The sequence below is a fragment of the Bacillus sp. Pc3 genome, from assembly GCF_000815145.1.
Taxonomy (GTDB): Bacteria; Bacillota; Bacilli; order Bacillales; family Bacillaceae; genus Bacillus; species Bacillus velezensis.
Window position 1 is genome coordinate 1,734,076 of the sequence record NZ_CP010406.1, and the last position, 19,904, is coordinate 1,753,979.

14 protein-coding genes are annotated in these 19,904 nt (G+C 48.2%); 5 read left to right on the forward strand and 9 right to left on the reverse strand.

The features are described 5' to 3' along the window. Positions 1-63 precede the first annotated feature (63 nt). The 5 genes from nirB (at position 64) to cobA (ending at position 8,900) form a co-directional block, all read left to right on the forward strand. Positions 64-2,391: a nitrite reductase large subunit NirB gene (nirB, locus tag SB24_RS08040; protein ID WP_039252836.1), complete on the forward strand. Its 2,328-nt coding sequence runs from the start codon at positions 64-66 to the stop codon at positions 2,389-2,391. Further along, positions 2,384-4,516, forward strand: coding sequence for an assimilatory nitrate reductase catalytic subunit NasC (gene nasC / locus SB24_RS08045; RefSeq protein ID WP_039252838.1), 2,133 nt, complete (start codon positions 2,384-2,386; stop codon positions 4,514-4,516). Before nirB ends, nasC begins: the two co-directional genes overlap by 8 nt. A gap of 119 nt (positions 4,517-4,635) precedes the next feature. After that, complete coding sequence (nasD, locus tag SB24_RS08050) at positions 4,636-7,053, forward strand: NADPH-nitrite reductase (protein WP_039252841.1); 2,418 nt, start codon at positions 4,636-4,638, stop codon at positions 7,051-7,053. Positions 7,054-7,073: 20 nt separating this feature from the next. After that, positions 7,074-7,394, forward strand: a complete 321-nt coding sequence (gene nirD / locus SB24_RS08055) for a nitrite reductase small subunit NirD (protein ID WP_007409365.1) — start codon at positions 7,074-7,076, stop codon at positions 7,392-7,394. A gap of 66 nt (positions 7,395-7,460) precedes the next feature. Then, positions 7,461-8,900, forward strand: coding sequence for a uroporphyrinogen-III C-methyltransferase (gene cobA / locus SB24_RS08060; protein ID WP_039252843.1), 1,440 nt, complete (start codon positions 7,461-7,463; stop codon positions 8,898-8,900). A gap of 55 nt (positions 8,901-8,955) precedes the next feature. On the opposite strand, the gene SB24_RS08065 is transcribed toward cobA, so the two are convergent. The 9 genes from SB24_RS08065 to SB24_RS08105 all read right to left on the reverse strand — a co-directional run bounded on the left by SB24_RS08065 (position 8,956) and on the right by SB24_RS08105 (position 19,710). Continuing rightward, positions 8,956-9,966: an NAD(P)/FAD-dependent oxidoreductase gene (locus tag SB24_RS08065; RefSeq protein WP_039252844.1), complete on the reverse strand. Its 1,011-nt coding sequence runs from the start codon at positions 9,964-9,966 to the stop codon at positions 8,956-8,958. A gap of 196 nt (positions 9,967-10,162) precedes the next feature. Then, entirely contained in the window at positions 10,163-11,398 is a 1,236-nt protein-coding gene (locus SB24_RS08070) for a proline utilization transcriptional regulator PutR (protein WP_003156600.1), read from the reverse strand. Between the two features lie 157 nt (positions 11,399-11,555). Continuing rightward, the gene (gene putP, locus SB24_RS08075) at positions 11,556-12,977 is read right to left on the reverse strand and encodes a sodium/proline symporter PutP (RefSeq protein WP_231571740.1); all 1,422 of its coding nucleotides are present in this window, start codon (positions 12,975-12,977) and stop codon (positions 11,556-11,558) included. Positions 12,978-13,101: 124 nt separating this feature from the next. Then, on the reverse strand, positions 13,102-14,649 hold the full coding sequence (gene pruA / locus SB24_RS08080; protein ID WP_011996302.1) for an L-glutamate gamma-semialdehyde dehydrogenase: 1,548 nt from the start codon (positions 14,647-14,649) through the stop codon (positions 13,102-13,104). Between the two features lie 17 nt (positions 14,650-14,666). Next, a complete protein-coding gene (locus SB24_RS08085) occupies positions 14,667-15,578 on the reverse strand; it encodes a proline dehydrogenase family protein (protein WP_087920787.1) in 912 nt (303 codons plus the stop codon). Positions 15,579-15,765: 187 nt separating this feature from the next. After that, positions 15,766-16,551 carry a nucleotidyltransferase domain-containing protein gene (locus tag SB24_RS08090; protein ID WP_039252847.1) on the reverse strand — a complete coding sequence of 262 codons (786 nt, stop codon included), beginning with the start codon at positions 16,549-16,551 and terminating at the stop codon, positions 15,766-15,768. A 65-nt stretch (positions 16,552-16,616) separates the two neighbouring features. Continuing rightward, positions 16,617-17,573 (reverse strand): cephalosporin C deacetylase, encoded by a 957-nt coding sequence (gene cah, locus SB24_RS08095; protein WP_007409374.1) that lies wholly within the window; start codon positions 17,571-17,573, stop codon positions 16,617-16,619. 140 nt (positions 17,574-17,713) lie between these two features. Continuing rightward, positions 17,714-18,274, reverse strand: a complete 561-nt coding sequence (locus SB24_RS08100) for a shikimate kinase (RefSeq protein ID WP_003156609.1) — start codon at positions 18,272-18,274, stop codon at positions 17,714-17,716. Between the two features lie 125 nt (positions 18,275-18,399). Then, positions 18,400-19,710 carry an MFS transporter gene (locus SB24_RS08105; protein ID WP_039252850.1) on the reverse strand — a complete coding sequence of 437 codons (1,311 nt, stop codon included), beginning with the start codon at positions 19,708-19,710 and terminating at the stop codon, positions 18,400-18,402. Between the last annotated feature and the right edge of the window lie 194 nt (positions 19,711-19,904).

A 19,904-nucleotide genomic window follows, 5' to 3' on the forward strand; every position in this document is an offset into this window, starting at 1 on the left:
TGTGCCATAATTTCTCATAGAAGAAACGATTACTTACAGACTGCCGCAAAGGAGGTTTGGCGAGTGAAGAAACAAAGATTAATTGCAGCAGGGAACGGAATGGCCGGAATCCGCTGTATTGAACACATTTTAAAGATGAACCGTGACATGTTTGAGATTGTCATTTTCGGAAGCGAACCTCATCCCAATTACAATCGCATTCTCTTATCCTCCGTTTTACAAGGTGAGGTTTCGCTTGATGACATTACGCTGAATAGCCGCGAATGGTACGAAAAAAACGGAATTACGCTTTACACGGGAGAAACGGTTGTAGACATTGATACAGAACGGCAGGTTGTCACAACGGATCGAAAGCGCAGCATGACTTACGATCAAATCATCCTTGCAACGGGCTCCTCTCCTTATATTCTCCCCATACCCGGAGCAGATAAAGAAGGTGTGTACGGCTTTCGGACAATAGAAGACTGCCAATCTCTTATCAATGCGGCCGGCCGGTATCAAAAGGCGGCGGTCATCGGCGCCGGTTTATTAGGTCTTGAAGCGGCCGTCGGCTTACGGCAGCTCGGCATGGACGTCAGCGTCATTCACCACTCTTCCGCCATTATGCAAAAACAGCTTGATCAAACGGCATCCCGCCTGCTGCAGAAAGAGCTGGAACGAAAAGGCTTAGTCTTTCTTTTAGAGAAAGACACGGCATCCATTACAGGGAACTCACGGGCGGAAGGCATCCGTTTCAAAGACGGTTCTTCCATAGAAGCAGACCTGATTGTCATGGCCGCCGGTGTGAGGCCCAATATCCGATTGGCTGCATCTGCCGGACTTTCAGTGAACCGAGGAATCATCGTCAATCAATTCATGCAGACGAACAAACCGAATGTGTATGCCGTCGGTGAATGCGCGGAGCATGACGGGATTGTATACGGATTGGCGGCGCCGCTTTATGAACAGGGAAAAGTGCTCGCGCAGCATCTATGCGGCGTCCCGTGCGAAGGGTTTCAAGGCTTTGCACAATCTGCGGCCTTAAAAATAGCCGGTATTGATGTATGGTCGGCAGGAAAGGTGCACGAGGATGAGCACACAGCCGGCATATTGTTCCATGATGAGCATGCAGGCATCTACAAAAAAGCGCTCTTTAAGGACGATAAACCGGCCGGCTTTATTTTATTCGGGGACACGCGCGGTAAACAGCGGCTTCTCGACAGTCTTGTGAAGCAAAGAGATATTTCCATCGTGAAAAAACAGCTCATGGAACCGGATCAAGGCGGTATATCCTTTGAATCCATGCCTCCCCATGAAACCATTTGCCAATGCAGCTCAGTGACCAAGGGCTCCATTGAAGAAGCGGTGAACAAATATGGCTTAAAAACCGCGGAGGAAGTGAAGCACATGACAAAAGCATCCGGGTCTTGCGGAGGATGCAGGCCGCTCGTTGAAGACTTGCTGAAGTATATGGCGAGCGATGATTACACAAAACCCTCCCGCCAGCCTTCGTTTTGCGGCTGCACCGATTTGACGGAAGAAGAAGTCATCGCCGAACTTCGGCGCCGTCCGTTCACTGATGCCGCCGAGGTGATGGAAGTGATCGGCTGGAAAACAGAAAACGGCTGCCGCATTTGTATTCCGGCGCTTCACTATTACTTGGAAAGGACGCGGCCTGATTTTATGCAGTTCAATGAAATATCGGCAGAAGAGACATGCACCCTGATTCCGCAAATGTACGGCGGACTGACAAGTGCGGCAGAGCTCAAAAACATCGCAGACGTCATCGAAGCATACGGCATCCCTGGGGTTTCGATGACTGACAGTCACCGGCTGAGGCTTTCCGGAATCAGGCCAAATGACCTTGCAAGCATCAGAAAAGCACTGAACATGCCGGTTTTCTCTCCCCGGCACCGCAGGACGATTCAAATCAGAGCATGTTCGTGCGGACAGTATCGCTCCTTTCAAGAGCTGGCAAGCAGGATTGAACGAGATACCGATACACTTGCCGTACCCGCTTATGTATCCGTCAGTTTGTCATGTGAAAACAATTGCACCGATGCTTACATTCAAGATATCGGCGTGCTTCAGACACAAACTTGCTGGGAGATTTATATCGGGGGCGTCCGCGGAAAACAAGCCCGCGCCGGCAGCCTTTTTTGTGTGACGGATAACGAAGACAGTACCGTCGCTATGATGAAAGGCCTTACTCAATATTATCGCGAAACGGCTCACTACAACGAAGCGATTTATCAATGGGTTGACAGACTCGGGCTCGTCCATATTAGAGAAATGCTGTTTGAAGAAGATATGCGGACACAGCTTCTGAAAAATCTCCGTTCAGACATATCCCTGCTGCAAAACCTGTCTGCCGGGAAAACGCCATACGAAAGGATGAAGCTTTTTGACTGAACCGATGCTCCGTTATTTCCGTGACAAACTGCAAGATGTCCAATCGGAAAAAACATATGAGACGCAATGCCCGTTCTGCAGCATGCAATGCAAAATGCAGCTTACGGAACAAACCTTCGCGGCACGGAAGAAATACACTGCAATCGGCATTGATAATCCGACGACACATGGCCGTTTATGTACAAAAGGCATGAATGCCCATCAGCATGCCGTGCACTCTTCCCGCATTACACGCCCCCTGCTTAAAAAAAACGGTGAATTTGTGCCTGTCTCTTGGGCTGAAGCACTGAATCGCATTAAGGAACAAATCAATCTGATCCAAACCGAACACGGCAATGATGCGATGGCCGTCTACGGGAGCGCCTCAATTACAAATGAAGAAGCCTATCTGCTTGGAAAGTTCGCACGGGTCGGCTTACAGACGAAATACATCGATTACAACGGGCGGCTCTGTATGTCTGCCGCAGCAACGGCGGCCGGCCAGACATTCGGCGCGGACAGGGGCCTGACGAATCCATTATCGGACATCCCGCATACACGTGTCATCATCCTGGCAGGCACCAATATCGCCGAATGCCAGCCGACGATCATGCCGTATTTTGATAAAGCGAAAGAAAACGGGGCTTACATTATCGCCATTGATCCCCGGGAAACGGCGACGACCAAAATAGCCGATCTTCACCTGAAAATCAAGCCCGGCACAGACGCCGCCCTGGCAAACGGACTCGTCAAAATCTGCATTGACGAACAGCTTACAGACAAAGACTTTATCCGCACCCGCACAAACGGATTCGATAAGCTCAAACGGCATACCGACGCTTTGGATCTGAAAGAGATCTCCGAGCAGACAAGTGTTCCTTTGGAGCATATACGAAAGGCCGCCGTGAAGTTTGCCAAGGAAACATCCGGCATGCTGTTTACAGCGCGGGGGATCGAACAGCAGACTGACGGTACCGCGGCAGTGAAAGCTTTCTTAAATATGGTGCTGATCACCGGAAAAATCGGCAAGCCCTTCTCTGGTTACGGGGCAATTACCGGTCAAGGCAACGGACAAGGCGCGAGAGAACACGGCCAAAAAGCGGATCAGCTTCCGGGCTACCGTTCTATCGAAATTGAAGAACACCGGGCGTATATTGCGAAGGTGTGGGGGATTCATCAGGATGAGCTGCCGCGAAAAGGCGTCTCAGCCTATGAAATGATAGAAAAAATAGATAGCGGCGACATCAAAGGACTGTTTATCATGTGTTCCAATCCGGGTGTTTCCGGCCCAAATGCGAATTTCGTCAAGCAGGCAATCAAGAAACTGAGATTTTTTGTCGCAGTTGACTTATTTATTTCTGAGACCGCGGCATTCGCGGATGTGATTTTACCCGCCTCCTCTTATTTGGAAGACGAAGGCACGATGACAAATGTAGAAGGCCGCGTGACATTAAGAGAAGCGAGCCGCACCTGCCCCGGAGAAGCGAAACATGATTGGCAGATCATCTGTTACATTGCCTCGGCTCTTGGTAAAGGGCATTATTTTCCCTATACGTCGGCGGAGGAAATCTTTAACGAACTGAGAGAAGCGAGCCGCGGCGGAATTGCTGATTACTCTGGCATCACCTATGACAGGCTCAGGCGGGAAGGCGGCATTCAGTGGCCATGTCCTGAAGCGGATCATCCCGGAACCGGGCGATTGTTTGAGCACTCATTTGCCCATCCCGATCACAGAGCTGAATTAAGCATGATTCCAAATGAACCGGCCGTCCCGAAAGAGAAACCGAGCGCCGGCTATCCGCTTTATTTAACCACAGGAAGGGTGATGTCTCATTACTTAACGGGTGTCCAAACGAGAAAAAGCTCCGCCCTGGCTGCAAGACATTTCGAATCCTTTGTGGAAATCCACCCAAAAACGGCGGCCGACTATCATATCGAAGACCGTGTTCTCGTGAAAGTAGAATCCCCCCGGGGCAGCATCACGGTCCGGAGCAGATGGTCGGAGAACGTACGAAAAGACACGTTGTTTGTTCCCATCCATTGGTCTGACACGCAAAACGTCAACGACTTAATTGGTGAAGCCTTGGATCCGGACTGTAAAATGCCCGGTTTTAAGATGTGTGCGGTACGAATCAGCCCTATATAATTTTTCATAAAATTTTTAGATTTTTTAGTATTTTTTGTTACATTTCATAACATGCATCTTAAATATTTGTTTTTGCTGTGCTACGCTAAAAAAAACAAAGATAAGGAGCGGATCATCTGATGGGAAAAAAACAGCTAGTCCTTGTTGGAAATGGAATGGCCGGGGTAAGAGCGATTGAAGAAATACTGCGTGTTTCAAAAGACGAATTCGAGATTACAATATTCGGGGCCGAACCTCATCCCAACTATAACCGAATCCTTCTGTCAAAAGTGCTGCAAGGCGATACCGACATTCAAGACATTACGTTAAACGATTGGAACTGGTACAAAGAAAACAACATTCAGCTGTATACCGGTGAAACAGTCATCAAAGTCGACACGGAAAACAAAACCGTCATCACCGATGCAGACAGAATCCAGCCTTACGATGAACTCATCCTGGCGACAGGCTCTGTCCCTTTTATCCTTCCGATTCCGGGCGCAGACAAACAAGGCGTCACGGCTTTCCGGGATATAAAAGATACCGACACGATGCTCACCGCGTCAAAACAATATAAAAAAGCAGCCGTCATCGGCGGAGGACTGCTTGGTTTGGAAGCCGCACGCGGACTGCTGAATCTCGGAATGGACGTGTCTGTCATCCACCTCGCCCCATTCCTGATGGAGCGCCAGCTTGACGCAGCGGCGGGACGCCTGCTGCAAAACGAATTAGAAAAACAAGGCATGACCTTTTTCCTTGAAAAGCAAACCGAAGAAATTCTCGGTACTGACCGTGTCGAAGGCGTACGCTTCAAAGACGGCACAAGCATCGAAGCTGACCTGGTCGTCATGGCGGTCGGCATCCGCCCGAATACACAGCTTGGCACAGAAAGCGGCATTCCGGTAAACCGTGGAATCATTGTCAACGATTATATGCAGACTGACATTCCGCACATTTACGCGGTCGGTGAATGTGCCGAGCACCGCGGAATCGCATACGGTCTTGTGGCGCCGCTCTATGAACAGGCAAAAGTGCTGGCCAAACATATTTGCGGCATTGAAACAAAACCGTATGAAGGCTCCGTTCTCTCCACTCAATTAAAGGTATCAGGCGTCGAAGTCTTCTCTGCCGGTGACTTTAACGAATCAGAGGACAAAAAAGCGATTAAAGTGTTCGATGAGCAGGACGGCATTTATAAAAAAATCGTCCTGAGGGGCAATCAAATTGTCGGCGCTGTTTTGTTCGGAGACAGCAGCGAGGGCAGCCGCCTGTTTTCAATGATTCAAAAAGAAGCCGATATCTCTGAAACCTCCAAAATATCAATCTTACAGCCTCTTGATCAGGAAGCAGGCGCAAGCATGACCGCGGCGATGAGCGACGATGAAATCATCTGCGGATGCAACGGCGTATCAAAAGGCGCGATTATTCAAGCCATTCAGGAAAAAGGCTGCACATCTACGGACGAAATCAAAGCATGCACCGGGGCATCCCGTTCCTGCGGAGGCTGTAAACCGCTCGTGGAAGACATTCTTCAATATACACTGGGCTCAGAATTTGACGCGTCCGCGCAAAAAGAAGCGATTTGCGGCTGCACATCACTGTCGAGAGATGAAGTCGTAGAAGAAATCAAAGCCAAAGGGCTGTCCCATACAAGAGAAATCATGAACGTGCTCGGCTGGAAAACGCCGGAGGGCTGCTCCAAATGCCGTCCTGCCCTCAACTACTACTTAGGCATGATTAATCCGGCTACATACGAGGATGACAGGACATCCCGTTTTGTGAACGAACGGATGCACGCCAATATTCAAAAAGACGGAACATACTCAGTCGTTCCCCGGATGTACGGCGGCGTGACCAACTCTCAGGATCTCCGCAAGATCGCCGATGTCGTCGACAAATATGAGATCCCGCTCGTTAAAATGACAGGCGGCCAGCGAATTGATCTCATCGGCGTCAAAAAAGAAGACCTGCCGAAAGTATGGGCCGAGCTTGATATGCCTTCAGGCTACGCGTACGGAAAAACACTCCGCACGGTAAAAACGTGCGTAGGCGAACAATTCTGCCGCTTCGGCACGCAAGACTCCATGGCACTGGGCATTGCGCTTGAGAAAAAATTCGAAGGGCTCAATACGCCTCATAAGGTCAAAATGGCCGTGTCCGCCTGCCCTCGGAACTGTGCGGAATCAGGCATTAAGGACCTTGGCGTTGTCGGCATCGACGGAGGCTGGGAGCTTTATGTCGGCGGAAACGGCGGAACCCATTTGCGCGCCGGTGATTTGCTGATGAAAGTAAAAACGAATGAAGAAGTATTAGAATACGCAGGCGCTTATCTGCAATATTACCGGGAAACCGCAAACTATCTGGAACGTACATCCGCATGGCTTGAGCGCGTCGGTTTATCCCATGTCCAATCCGTATTAAACGATCCGGAAAAACGGCAGGAGCTCAACGACAGAATGAATGAGACACTCTCTGTCCACAAAGATCCGTGGCAATACTTCCTTAAAGATAAAAAAGCATCTAAAGATCTATTCGAAAATGTCGTCACGACTTCATAAAACAGTAAGGGGGAACGGACATGGTTAATAAAGATATGACAAAGGTTTGCATAGGCAAAGTAAACGAATTACCCGAGGAGTTAGGAAAAACCGTATATATAGAAGATAAAGAGCTTGCCGTATTTAAGCTTTCTGACGGGAGCGTCCGCGCCGTCGAAAACCGCTGTCCCCATAAAGGGGGCGTCTTGGCTGAAGGCATCGTCAGCGGAGAATACGTCTTCTGCCCGATGCATGACTGGAAAATCTCCTTAGAAGACGGAAAAGTCCAAGAGCCGGATCATGGCTGTGTCAAAACATACGAAACACTGATTGAAGGAGAGAATGTATACCTCCTGTATTGAGCAAAGACCGGATCACTTTTTCAAGTGGTCCTTCATTTTTTAAATTGCTGAAGGGATGACGCCATCATGAAAAACGGAATCGTATATTTTGTCGGTGCCGGACCAGGAGACCCGGGGCTGATCACCGTAAAAGGAAAACAGGCTCTGGAGAAAGCGGATATCATTTTGTATGACCGGCTCGCAAACCCAAAGTTTCTTGAATATGCCTCACCGGACTGCCGGTTCATTTATTGCGGAAAGCTGCCCGACCGCCATTTTATGAAACAGTCTGAGATAAATGCCCTGCTGATTGAAAAAGCGGCGGAGGGCTGCACCGTAGTCCGCTTGAAAGGCGGAGACCCAAGTGTGTTCGGCAGAGTCGGCGAAGAAGCAGAGGCGCTTCATCAGCACGGCATCCGCTACGAAATGGTGCCCGGCATCACCTCGGGAATCGCAGCGCCGCTGTATGCGGGAGTCCCCGTCACCCATCGTGATTTCGCTTCGTCCTTCGCGATGATCACCGCTCATGATACATCATTGCACGGCAGGCCGAATCTCGACTGGGAAGGGCTTGCCCGAAGCGTTCAAACGCTTGTGTTTTATATGGGCGTTAAAAACCTGTCATTTATATGCCGTAAGCTTACGGAGTACGGAAAATCCCCTTCCGTTCCCGTACTCGTCATTCAATGGGGGACGTGGGGGCGGCAGCGGAGCGTTAAAGGAACGCTTCAGGATATCCATGAAAAAGTTCAAAGCCAAAACATCACCAACCCTGCCATTATCGTCATCGGTGATATTGTCAATTTTCAAACACACAGCTGGTTTGAAAGCAAGCCGTTCATCGGGCGGCATATCATGGTTGTCACTCATGGCGATGAAGAACATACATTGACAGACAAGCTGCGCGAGTATGGCGCCGATGTTATTGAGTGGCCGAAGCGGATCGTTAAAAAAATGCCCGCAAACGAAAATATCCTGAAACAGATCAGCACCTTTGAACAACTATTTTTCACATCACGCCTTGCGGTATGCGAATTCTTTGACACACTGGCTTTCAAGCAGATCGACATCCGCCGGGTGACCGCAAGCCTGAATGCAGCGACTGAGGCCGCAAAGACGGAACTGACAAAACGGGGCTATGTCCTATCCGAATGTCAAATTGATTCTCCGCATTCACTCATTGTAGGAAGCCGTCAAGCAGCAGAAAACTTGTCAGACTCAAAATCATGCCCGTTTTATATCACCCATGAACATATCGCAGATGAGCGGTTCACTTCCATGATCGAACGCACGATCAGCGAGTCTCCTCTGCAAATGATTATCTGTACGGGCAAAGAATCCGCTCAGCATTTGATCAGCGCCGGAAAACAAATCGGCATATCACCGGATCCGTCAGCAAACCGCCCTCCCGTCATCTGCATGGGCGAAGACGTCCCCGCCGGCTGCGGGTTTACCGCCGTGAAAAATCAGGAACAGTTATTTGCGTTTATACGAAATGAAATGAAAGACATGCTCGTTCACAGCTGATACGCCGGAATGCTTTTCTGACCCCCCAGACTCAACATCGGGGGTCAGCCCTTTTTTATTGTGTCACCAATTTTTTATGGTGAGTCGAATACATCGCCATCTGATCCGCCTGCGGGTCCAAATAGGCTTTGGCGCTGTTCACGGCGGTCGGCCCCTCCGTGAAACCGCCTGCAATCAATCTGAGCTTGCTTTCATAATGGGCGGCGTCACCGGCGACAAACACGCCCGAAAGATTCGTCCGCATATGTCTGTCAGCTTTAATCCTGCCTTCTTCTATCTCAAGCCCCCAGTCCTTCATCGGACCGAGATCAATTTTAAACCCGTGGTTGATAATGAGCTCATCAAGCTTGATGTCTTCAGAAAGTCCGGACTCAGTTTGGCAAACGGTGACGCTCTCGATCCGTTCTCCGGTGCCGTTGAGATGCTTCAGACGATATGGCGCAAGCACCCGCACGGAAGACCGCTTCATTTTCGCCACGCTGCTTTCCAAACCGCCGAACTCCTCCCTGCGGTGCAAGACGGTAACAGACGCCGCAATCGGTTCCAGCTCATTCGCCCAGTCAACCGCGGTATCTCCCCCTCCTGAAATCACGACATGCTTATCTCGAAACGCATCAAGCTTCTCTACCTTATAATGAAGGTTCTTTCCCGAATAACGGCTCGCATCCGCGCTGTCAAGTTCATTGACCTCAAGCGTCCCCATGCCGACGGCCAAAATCACCGTGCGCGTATAGTGCTTTTCCCCTTCGGAACTTTCCAGCACAATGGTTCCGTCTTCCAGCCGTTCAAATCCGGTCACCCGCTGATTCAACACGATATCCGGCTCAAATGTCGCCGCCTGCTCCTTCAGCTGCTTAATCAGCTGTTCTCCGGCAATCCCGGGTATTCCGCCGATATCACGGATGATTTTTTCAGGGAAAAACATAGACACTTTCCCTCCGAGCCGCGGCAAAAACTCGATCACTTTCGTTTTCAGCTCGCGCATCCCGCAATAAAAAGCCGCAAACAGGCCGATCGGGCCTCCGCCTATAATCGTGACGTCATACACCTCATGATTTTCCGCCATCGTTCTGCCTCCCGTTTATATCTATACTTCAACATTTTTAATTGAGAATCAATATCAATGAAAGTATAACACATATTGAGGAGCAGTGTTTATTCATTTCTCTCTTGCGGGAAAGGAGTGATTCAGAAGTGAGGTTCTGAGATTGATAAGCGGGAAGGTATTAAAACTGAAACCAGTACGGCGACTGGTTTCTTTTTTATCTCTTTTTCATCAGCATGATATCGAGATACAGCTGGCACCTTGTCCTGAAGTCGTTTAAATTAATTGATGTCATGTCAAGAATCTGTTTGATACGGTAGTTCAATGTGTTTTGATGAATAAAAAGCTGTTCTGCGGCTGGTTTTGTTTTGCAGTTATTGAGGAGATAGATTTCTAACGTTTTCAGCAGTTCGGTACTGCTTTCTCTGTCTTTGGCTTTTAATAACGCTAAATCATCGTTTACATATTCCAGTGAGGCGTTTTTTTCTTCGATGCTTTCAAGATAGCGGTAAATCCCGAGCTTACTGTATTCGTACGGGATATTTTCCTGGTTTCCGGTAATTTCGGCGGCCTTTATGACTTCAAGGGCCTCTATATAACTTTTGCCGAGCTTCAGGATGCTGCTGTATTCATTGCCGATTCCGATATAGATGGGAGTGGGGATCTTCTGAAAGTGAAAATGAGTCAGCAGTTTGTGGATGAATTCAGATGCTGCCGAAGTGCCGGAGCTTTTTTGCGAGAAGCTTGCGACGACGATGACAATATTGGAATCAATGGTTAAGACGTGACTGACTTTATCCCGCAAATTCAAGTACGATTTGATGTTTTCCTTCACATCTTCGACTGCCTCCCCATCCCCATTTGCGGCGTGCAGGACGACTACCGAAAAAACCGACGGCAGCACGGCGTTCATCTTTTCCGCTTCCCGCCTGAACTCCTTTTCAGAGGAGAATTGCTGAAAGATCGCCCGTTTCACCAGGTCTTCCGCTCTCTCTTCTTTTTCCTGTTTCAGCCGGTTCGTTTTATAGATGATTTTTCCGACATGGAATGAAGTTTCATATAAAAAATCGAGCTCCTCGTCCGTCAAGTTTCGGTCGAGCTCCTGAATCCAGATGTAGCCCATCACTTCGCCTTTATGTTTTGCGCTTACAACCACTCTCTGATTCAGTCCGATACTGTCTATTTTTTCGACACGGAACGGTTCAGGAACGGTTTTCAGCTTTTCGATCACCCCGTCCTTCAGAAACCTTTCAAAAATCTGCACGGGGCATTTTTTTGAAAATATCGTCTGCTGGTTGGCGGAGTCGAAGTGATTAATGTAATAAGAATTATAGGCAAGCAAAAAGAAATCCGCGCTTTCCAGAATAACGGGCTTCTGCAATTCATAACTGATGAAATCAATTAATTTATCAATGTCCGTAAATGAAAAAACTCTCTCTAAAAGCTCTTCCATACCTATTTCTCCTATGCTCTTTTTATCTTTATCATACTCTGCGGGGTGACTTTTTGTATAGAAAAAAATTCACATATTCCCAAAACGGCATGATCCGAAAGCCTGTATCGTGAAAAGAGGAAAAAGGGCGGTCCCTTCTTCCTCTCGTTCCTTGCTTTTATTGAGAAAGTGTATCACGGTACTCATGAAACTGATCTGTGACATCTTTTGACGGAGCCTGTGTCAATAAGCTGACGACAAATACAGCGGCAAGGCTTACAGCAAAGCCCGGAATGATTTCGTACAAAAAGTCTGAAAGACCGGCATTCGCCCAAATGATTACGGTAATCGCTCCCGCAATCATGCCGGCGAGTGCCCCCCATTTCGTCATCCGTTTCCAAAATAAACTGAGCAGTACGACCGGCCCGAATGAAGCGCCGAATCCCGCCCATGCATAGCTGACAAGACCAAGTATCGTGTTATTTTTCTCCCAGGCGAGCACCAAAGCGATGATTGACACCGCAAGCACTGCCATTCTCCCCAGAAATACGAGTTCCTTATCAGAAGCCGAACGCCTGAACATGGACTTATACAAATCCTCTACTAAAGAACTGGACGTGACGAGCAGCTGAGACGAAATCGTACTCATAATAGCCGCTAAAATCGCAGAAATGAGAAATCCCGTAATAATCGGGTGGAACAGAATGTTGCCGAGCTGAATAAAAATGGTTTCCGGATCAGCCAGCTTCAGTCCGTTCTGGTGGTAATACGCGATTCCCGCAAGACCCGTAAACAGCGCGCCTAGTGCAGACAAAATCATCCATCCCATTCCGATCCGTCTGGCGCGTTTGATTTCTTTCACAGACGTGATCGCCATAAAACGCACAATAATATGCGGCTGCCCGAAATAGCCGAGCCCCCACGCAAATAAAGAAATAATGCCAAGGACGGTCGTCCCTTTGAACATGTTAAACAGTTCCGGGTTGACGGAACGGATATCGGCAACGGTTTCCCCCGGGCCGCCCGTATGGAAAATCGTCACAATCGGCACAAGAATAAGCGCCGCAAACATAATGATCCCTTGAACAAAGTCCGTCCAGCTTACCGCCAAAAAGCCTCCGAACAAGGTGTAGGCGACAACGACGCCTGTCACGACCCACAACCCCGTGTGGTACTTCAACCCTAAAATGCTGTTGAATAAGACACCTCCGGATACCATGCCGGATGATACGTAAAATGTGAAAAAGACGAGAATGACAAGACCCGAAAACAGTCTGAGAAGCTTCGTATGATCACCGAAACGGTTTTCAAGGAAACCCGGAATGGTGATGGAATTCCCCGCTTTTTCGGTATACGTTCTCAGTCTCGGCGCCACGAAAAGCCAGTTCGCCCACGCCCCGAGCACAAGCCCGAGCACAATCCAAGCGCCGCTTAATCCTGTCGAGAACATAGCGCCCGGAAGCCCCATCAAGAGCCATCCGCTCATATCCGCCGCTCCCGCGCTGAGCGCTGTGACGGCAGGGCCTAAAGAACGCCCCCCGAGCATGTAATCCGTCAGATTTGACGTCCGTCTGTAGGCGTAATAGCCGATAAACAGCATGCCCGACATATAAATACAAATGGAAATAATCAACTGAATGTTTGCTATGGCATTTCCTCCTCCGCTTTATATGTTTATGGTGAAATGGACACCCCCCGCGAGGAGGATGCCCATTCAGTCCCTCTTAAAACATTTCACTGATTGTTTTCGCCTGCATGTGGAGGGCCAAATAATCCGGGCCGCCCGCTTTTGAATCAGTGCCGGACATTTTGAAGCCTCCGAACGGATGGTAGCCGACAATCGCTCCCGTACAATTGCGGTTGAAGTACAGGTTGCCGACATGGAATTCCTGTTTCGCCCGTTCAATATGTTTGCGGTTATTTGTAATGACCGCGCCTGTCAAACCGTATTCAGTATTGTTGGCCACTTCTAAAGCTTCATCAAAGTTTGACACTTTAGAAAACGCCACGACAGGCCCGAAAATTTCTTCCTGCATGAGTCTTGCTTTCGGATCAAGGTCAGCGAAGATCGTCGGTTTGATGAAGTATCCTTTCGAATCATCACCAGTGCCGCCGCTTACTAAACGCCCTTCTTCTTTTCCGATTTCAATATAGCTCATAATTTTATCATAAGAACCTTGGTCAATGACAGGTCCCATATAAACATCTGCACTATCAGGTTTAGCTGTTACTTTTGATTCCGTAATTTCAATGACACGCTCTAATACTTGATCATACACTTTTTCATGGACAACTGCACGTGAACCTGCAGAACATTTTTGTCCCGCGAAGCCGAATGCTGATGTAAAGATGGATTGAGCCGCCAATTCAATGTCCGCATCTTCGTCAACGACAACCGTATCTTTACCGCCCATTTCTGCAATGACACGTTTTAAATGCTGCTGGCCCGGCTGCACTTTTGCCGCGCGTTCGAAAATTCTCGTACCGACTTCACGTGATCCTGTAAATGTGATAAGGCTTGTTTTCGGATGGTCAACAAGATAATCGCCTACTTCTGCTCCGCTTCCCGGCACAAAGTTGACTACGCCTTTTGGCAATCCGGACTCTTCAAGCACCTCAACAAATTTTGCTGCGATGACCGGTGTAGCACTCGCAGGCTTTAGAACCACTGTGTTTCCAGTAACGATCGGCGCCACTGTTGTTCCTGCCATGATCGCAAACAAGAAGTTCCACGGCGGAATAACAACTGTCACTCCAGTCGGCGTGTACACATATTGGTTTTTCTCGCCCTCACGGCTGTTGACCGGTTTGCCTTTTGCCAGTTCGATCATTTGGCGTGCGTAGTATTCCATAAAGTCGATGGCTTCCGCCGTATCCGCATCAGCTTCGTTCCAAGGTTTTCCCGCTTCCTTGACGAGCAGGGCGGAGAATTCGTGCTTTCTGCGGCGGACTTTGGCAGCTGCGCGGAACAAAACGGCCGCTCTTTCTTCAGGGGATGTGTATCTCCACTCTTCGAACGCTTTCGCAGCTGCTTCAATCGCTTGCTCAGCGTGCTCCTGGGACGCCTTTGACACTTTTCCGACGACTTCTTCTTTATCAGCCGGATTGATTGAAACGATTTTCGCTTCCGTCTCTACCTTTTCACCGTTGATGACGAGCGGATAATCTTTTCCCAGATACTCATTTACCGTCGCAAGCGCTTTCTTAAATTCTTCAACGTTCGATTGATCTTGGAAATTCGTGAATGGTTCGTGTTTATAAGGTGTAGTCATTGTCATCTCTCCCTTTTTTACTTCTTAGTCATTCCTTTAAAGGCGAATGCGATGTTTGAGGGGCGTTCGGCGAGCCGTCTCATGAAATAACCGTACCAGTCATCCCCGTAAGGCAGGTAGACTCTCATGCGGTATCCTTCTTCCACCAGGCTGAGCTGGGTTTGCGAGCGCATGCCGTACAGCATCTGAAACTCAAAACGGTCGTTTGGAATGCCGTGCTCTTTGGCAAGCTGTTTTGTAAACTCGATCATTTTGTCATCATGCGTGGCAACTGCCGTATAATGTCCTTTTAAAAGCTGTTTGCGGATGAGTCTTTTATAATTTTCATCGACGTCGCTTTTTTCAGGATAGGCCACCTTTTCCGATTCTTTATAGGCCCCTTTGACAAGCCGCAGAAACGGATTCAGCGGGCTGAGGTCATCAAGATCCTTCTCCGTTCTGTACAGATAGGCCTGCACCACGGTGCTAACATATTCATACCGGCTCCGGAAGTCTTTAAAGATATCCAGCGTCTTCTGGCATCTCGTTTCATCTTCCATGTCAATCGTCACCATGACTTTATGTTTTTCAGCCGTCTGGAGGATTTTCGTCATATTTTCATAGACGAGATCGAGATCTATATCAAGACCTAAAGACGTCATTTTTAATGACACTTGGGAATTCAGCTGTTCATCAGCGATTAAGGCGATGGTCTGCATGCACTCCTCGGTGCGTTCTTTCGCGACATCACCGCTGTTGACAAATTCCCCCAAATGATCGACAGTAACTGACAGCCCCTGGCTGTTCAAATGTCGGATTGTCGGGATAGAACTGCGGAAATCCATTCCTCCGATGATTTTGCCGGCTGCCACACGGCTTCCCCAGCTTCGCGCCATCTTATTGAGAAAGCTGCTCTTGGATAAAAATAAGAAAAAATCTCTTGTAATCACTTCCAACCTTAACACCCCGCAATCTAAGAAGTATTTGTATGAGTCTATTGTAAATGGACAAAACATCCTCTCACAATATTCTAAAAATACAAAGATTCTGATAAATTTTTGTGGTTTTACCACAATCAGCTTCTTAGATAGCAGGCGGATTATGCCGAAAAAAGGCGGACGGAAATGACGGCAATCGTCAATTTCCGCCTTTTTCCCCCCACGCCTCTTCGACGGTCTGAATCAATAGCCGATTCAGTTCCTCCGTTATGTCAGGTTTCGGCGTTTTGATCGTTTTGACATAGTGCCCGATTCGTTCTATTTCTTCTTCTATAAATGCATGAATGATCGTATTTCTCGGTTCCGGAGCCAGCTCCTGACCGCTTTTTTTCCTTGTAAGCAGTGTATTGATTTCAGAAATGAGCGCTTCATCCGTCAATAAGGAATCGGCCAGTACGGGAAATGACATCGGCGGTACGGAGCCGAACGTTTCAATCCATCTGCAGGCAAGGAGAGGACGCAGAACATAAAAATACTTTTTAATCTTCACTTCACTGCCCCGCAATTCCGTTTTTTCATTCCGTTTTGCCATATTGAGATAATGATAGATGCCGGCTTCAGGCGAAAAGGCGCGGATTTTCAGTTTTCGAAGCTTTTCAGCCGCTGAGAAAGCTTCATAATAGATCATCTCAGAAGAGAGCCATTCCAAAAGAGGCGGATTTGATTTTTTAAAAAGCTGCAGCGCTTTTCTCAGTTCCCAGCCGCTGATGTCAAGCATGTCATGAATCGGCTCTTCTATGACATCCCTATGCGGTTCGATCGAAAAGTACCATTCTTTTTTCGGCACATAGAGAAACCGTACATCATAGTCGCTGTCGCTTGACGGAAATCCCCATGCGCGGCTCCCTGATTCTACGGCGTAAAGCACCTTGACGCCGTGCTGTGCTTCAATTCGTTTTAATTCTTCGATGATCCTTTGTTCCATCTGTATCCGTCCTTTTCCGTGATCATTCCTGAAAAAAGCCCGAGTACTTGGGCTTTTCGCTGTCGTCAGCCTTTCAGATGCGCTTTCAGAAAGGCCAGCTTTTCCGTATGGAAAGAAGGTATGTATTCATGTCCGAAATACCGGTAAACCTTCAATTCTTTTTCCGTTTCCAGATGATTGTACGCGGCAAACACCGTCGACGGCGGGGTCACGCGGTCAATCAGCCCGATGGACATGAGCACCGGAACTTTTACGCGGTCCGCCAGATTCATGATATCAAAATAGGCCAGTGTATTCATCGCGGCCTTCTCCGTTTCAGGACTGCCGTTCTTTCTGAAAAAGGAGTTAATCTCAAGATACGGCTCATCAAGAGCGACATCAATGGCCCGCTCAAAATTGCTTAAATAAGGATAATCGGCCGCAACCGCTCTCGGAATGTCAGATAGTGCCGCCGCGGCGATTGAAAGTCCGCCTCCCTGGCTCCCGCCGATGACGGCGATCCTCGTTTCATCCACTTCATCAAAGCCGCTGATGACTTCCAAAGCCCGGACGGCGTCTAAGTACACGCCGCGGTAATAATATGTATCTTTATCTAAAATCCCTTTCGTCATCCAGCCGGGAACGTGTCCGTGCGGTGAGACGCTTGTATCTGTGCTGCTGTGCTGGCCGCGGACAAGCATGCCGAACGCGGCATATCCGTGAAGCGCCCAATTTACGATGTCATGTATATCCCCGTCATAGCTCGCATTATAGCCGTGATATTTCACGATGGCCGGATGCGGTCCTTGCCGGTCGGGAACGGCGTACCATCCCTCAATTTCCGCCTTGCCGAAGCTTCGGTATGTCAGCCGGAATACTTTCACGCCGTCAGCCGGGTAGCTTTCAGCCTTTAATTCAGGCTTTGCCTCTTCCTTTGCAAGCTCATGTAATGATGATGCCCAAAAATCTGAAAAGTCATGAGGAGCGGTTTTATTTGGTTTATAGGTTTGCAGTTGGTCGAGCGGCAAGTCGTATAATTGCATATCCGATTATTCTCCTTTGTTTTATATGTTTTAATTTTCTGACTCTATCTTAACACGATTTTACACTCATTTTCTAAACATTTTAATAAACGTTTGTTTAAAAACAAAAAAGCCGTGCGCTCACAGCGTCACGGCTCTTTTTACATCGGCTGATACAGGTCCCAGCCGATTTTTAACGTTTCTACGATATAATCGGCTATTTCTTCTGGTTCCAGATTATCCGTCGCCACTTTTGAATTATGTTTATCATAGATGCTTTGGCGCTCGTTAAAGAGCTGCTGCATTTCATCCATGGAACGGTTATGCAGAACGGGACGGCTTTCAATCAGCAGGTCAGCCCGCTGCTTCCAATTCTCCCATGATAAATCAAGATGGAGCACGAGGCAGTTTTCAAGGCAGCACTGTCTGATTTCCTCTTGTTTAAACGAACCGCCCCCAAGCGACACGATCTTGAATTTCGTATTGCGGCAGATATCTAATATATAGTCCTTTTCAGTCTGACGGAAAAAGGCTTCACCTTTTTTCTCAAACATTTCAGGGATGGACATATTGAAATCTTTCTCAATCTGCAAATCAATATCAATAAAGTCTCTGTATAATTTCTTAGCGACCAGCTGGCCGATTGTTGTCTTTCCGACACCCATGAATCCGATCAGTACGATATTTCTTTCTCTTACGGGAATGGCACGTTTTGCGTTCATCTTCGGCGAAATCCTCCTAAGAAATGAAAAAGTTATGTTTATTATATGATAACTCAATATTGAAATATAGAGATAATGCAATGAAAGAAAACCCATCCTTTATAAGAAGAGATGAGTTTTTCTTTCTATCGGAGCGTAATGCGTTCCACCTTTCCGACAATGAAAATATAAGAAAATGCCCCGATAAATGCGACAGCGCCGACAAACAGAATCGCTCCGTTATATGAACCGGTCGCAGAAACGATAAACCCGATGAGAAGCGGGGTGATAATGCCGGCCATATTGGCGAAAAAGCTAAAGACGCCCCCTGCCAATCCGATTGTTTCGCTTGGCGCGACCTCACTCAGCATCGTCCAGGATATATTGGACATGCCCTGCGCAAAAGAAGCAATGGATAAGATCGTCAAAACCGCAGGAGCAGAATCCGTAACATTCGCGAGCACGATGGAGCCTGTCAGCAGAAGACCGAGGATGACGGGCGTTTTCCGGGCAACGTTCACCGACACCCCCCGTTTCATCATGCCGTCAGACCAAAATCCGCCGAACAATACGCCGAAAAAAGCGGCGATATACGGGATTGATGCGGCGAAGCCGACTTTTAAGAAAGCCATGTGCTTTGCCTCCGCCAGATAAGTCGGAAACCATGTCAAAAAGAAGAACAGCGTGGAGGCTACGGCGAATTGGCCGATATACAATCCGACAAGCTTGCGGTATTTTAGAAGCTGGACGAAATCCGCCCACGATATCCTGCCGGCTGAATCAGACACCTCAGTCAGTCCGCCGCCTTCTTTAATATAATCAAGCTCCTCACGATTCACTTTCCGATACCCGTTCGGCTCGTGATACATTTTAAACCAGAAAATGGAGAAAACAATTCCGAGCACCCCTGAGGAAATAAATACGGCGCGCCAGTCAAATGCCGTTAACACCCAGAATAAAACCGGTGTGGCAAACGCCAGCCCGACATATTCCCCCGCCGTATAAACACCCGTCGCAAAGGCGCGTTCCCGCCTTGGAAACCATGTCGTGACAATCCGATTGTTTGCCGGAAACGCCGGCGATTCAGCTATGCCGATGAGCAGGCGGCAGCCGAATAGAAACCCGAAACTTGCCGCAAAAGCTTGTACTCCGGTAAAAACCGACCACACAAATAAAGAAATTCCGTATGTCCGTTTTGACCCGAATTTATCCAAAATGAGCCCGCCTGGAATCTGCATCCCCGTATAGGTCCAGCTGAACGCAGAAAAAACGATGCCCAAAAGCGCGGGGCTTAGGTTCAGCGAATGTTGAATGGATGGGCCGACAATAGATACACTGGCTCGGTCTATATAATTAATCGCAGTGATAAAAAACAAAAGAACCAATATCACATAACGAGCGCGAGTCGGTTTATTGCGGACGGGACTGAAGGCCCTCAGCTCCGTTTCTTTTTTCAATGGCTTCTCCCCCCTTACTCGAATGAAATTAATTGTACAACACTTCGGTTAATTATTTAATACTTTGACGCAAAAAAGCGTTAAACAATTTGTGTGCCGCACTGACCTGATGCAGACACACCCCGCTTATAAAAAAGTGTCTGCCCTTTTCACCTGTTTATCCGTATCGCACCCGGGGAAAAAGTACACATATG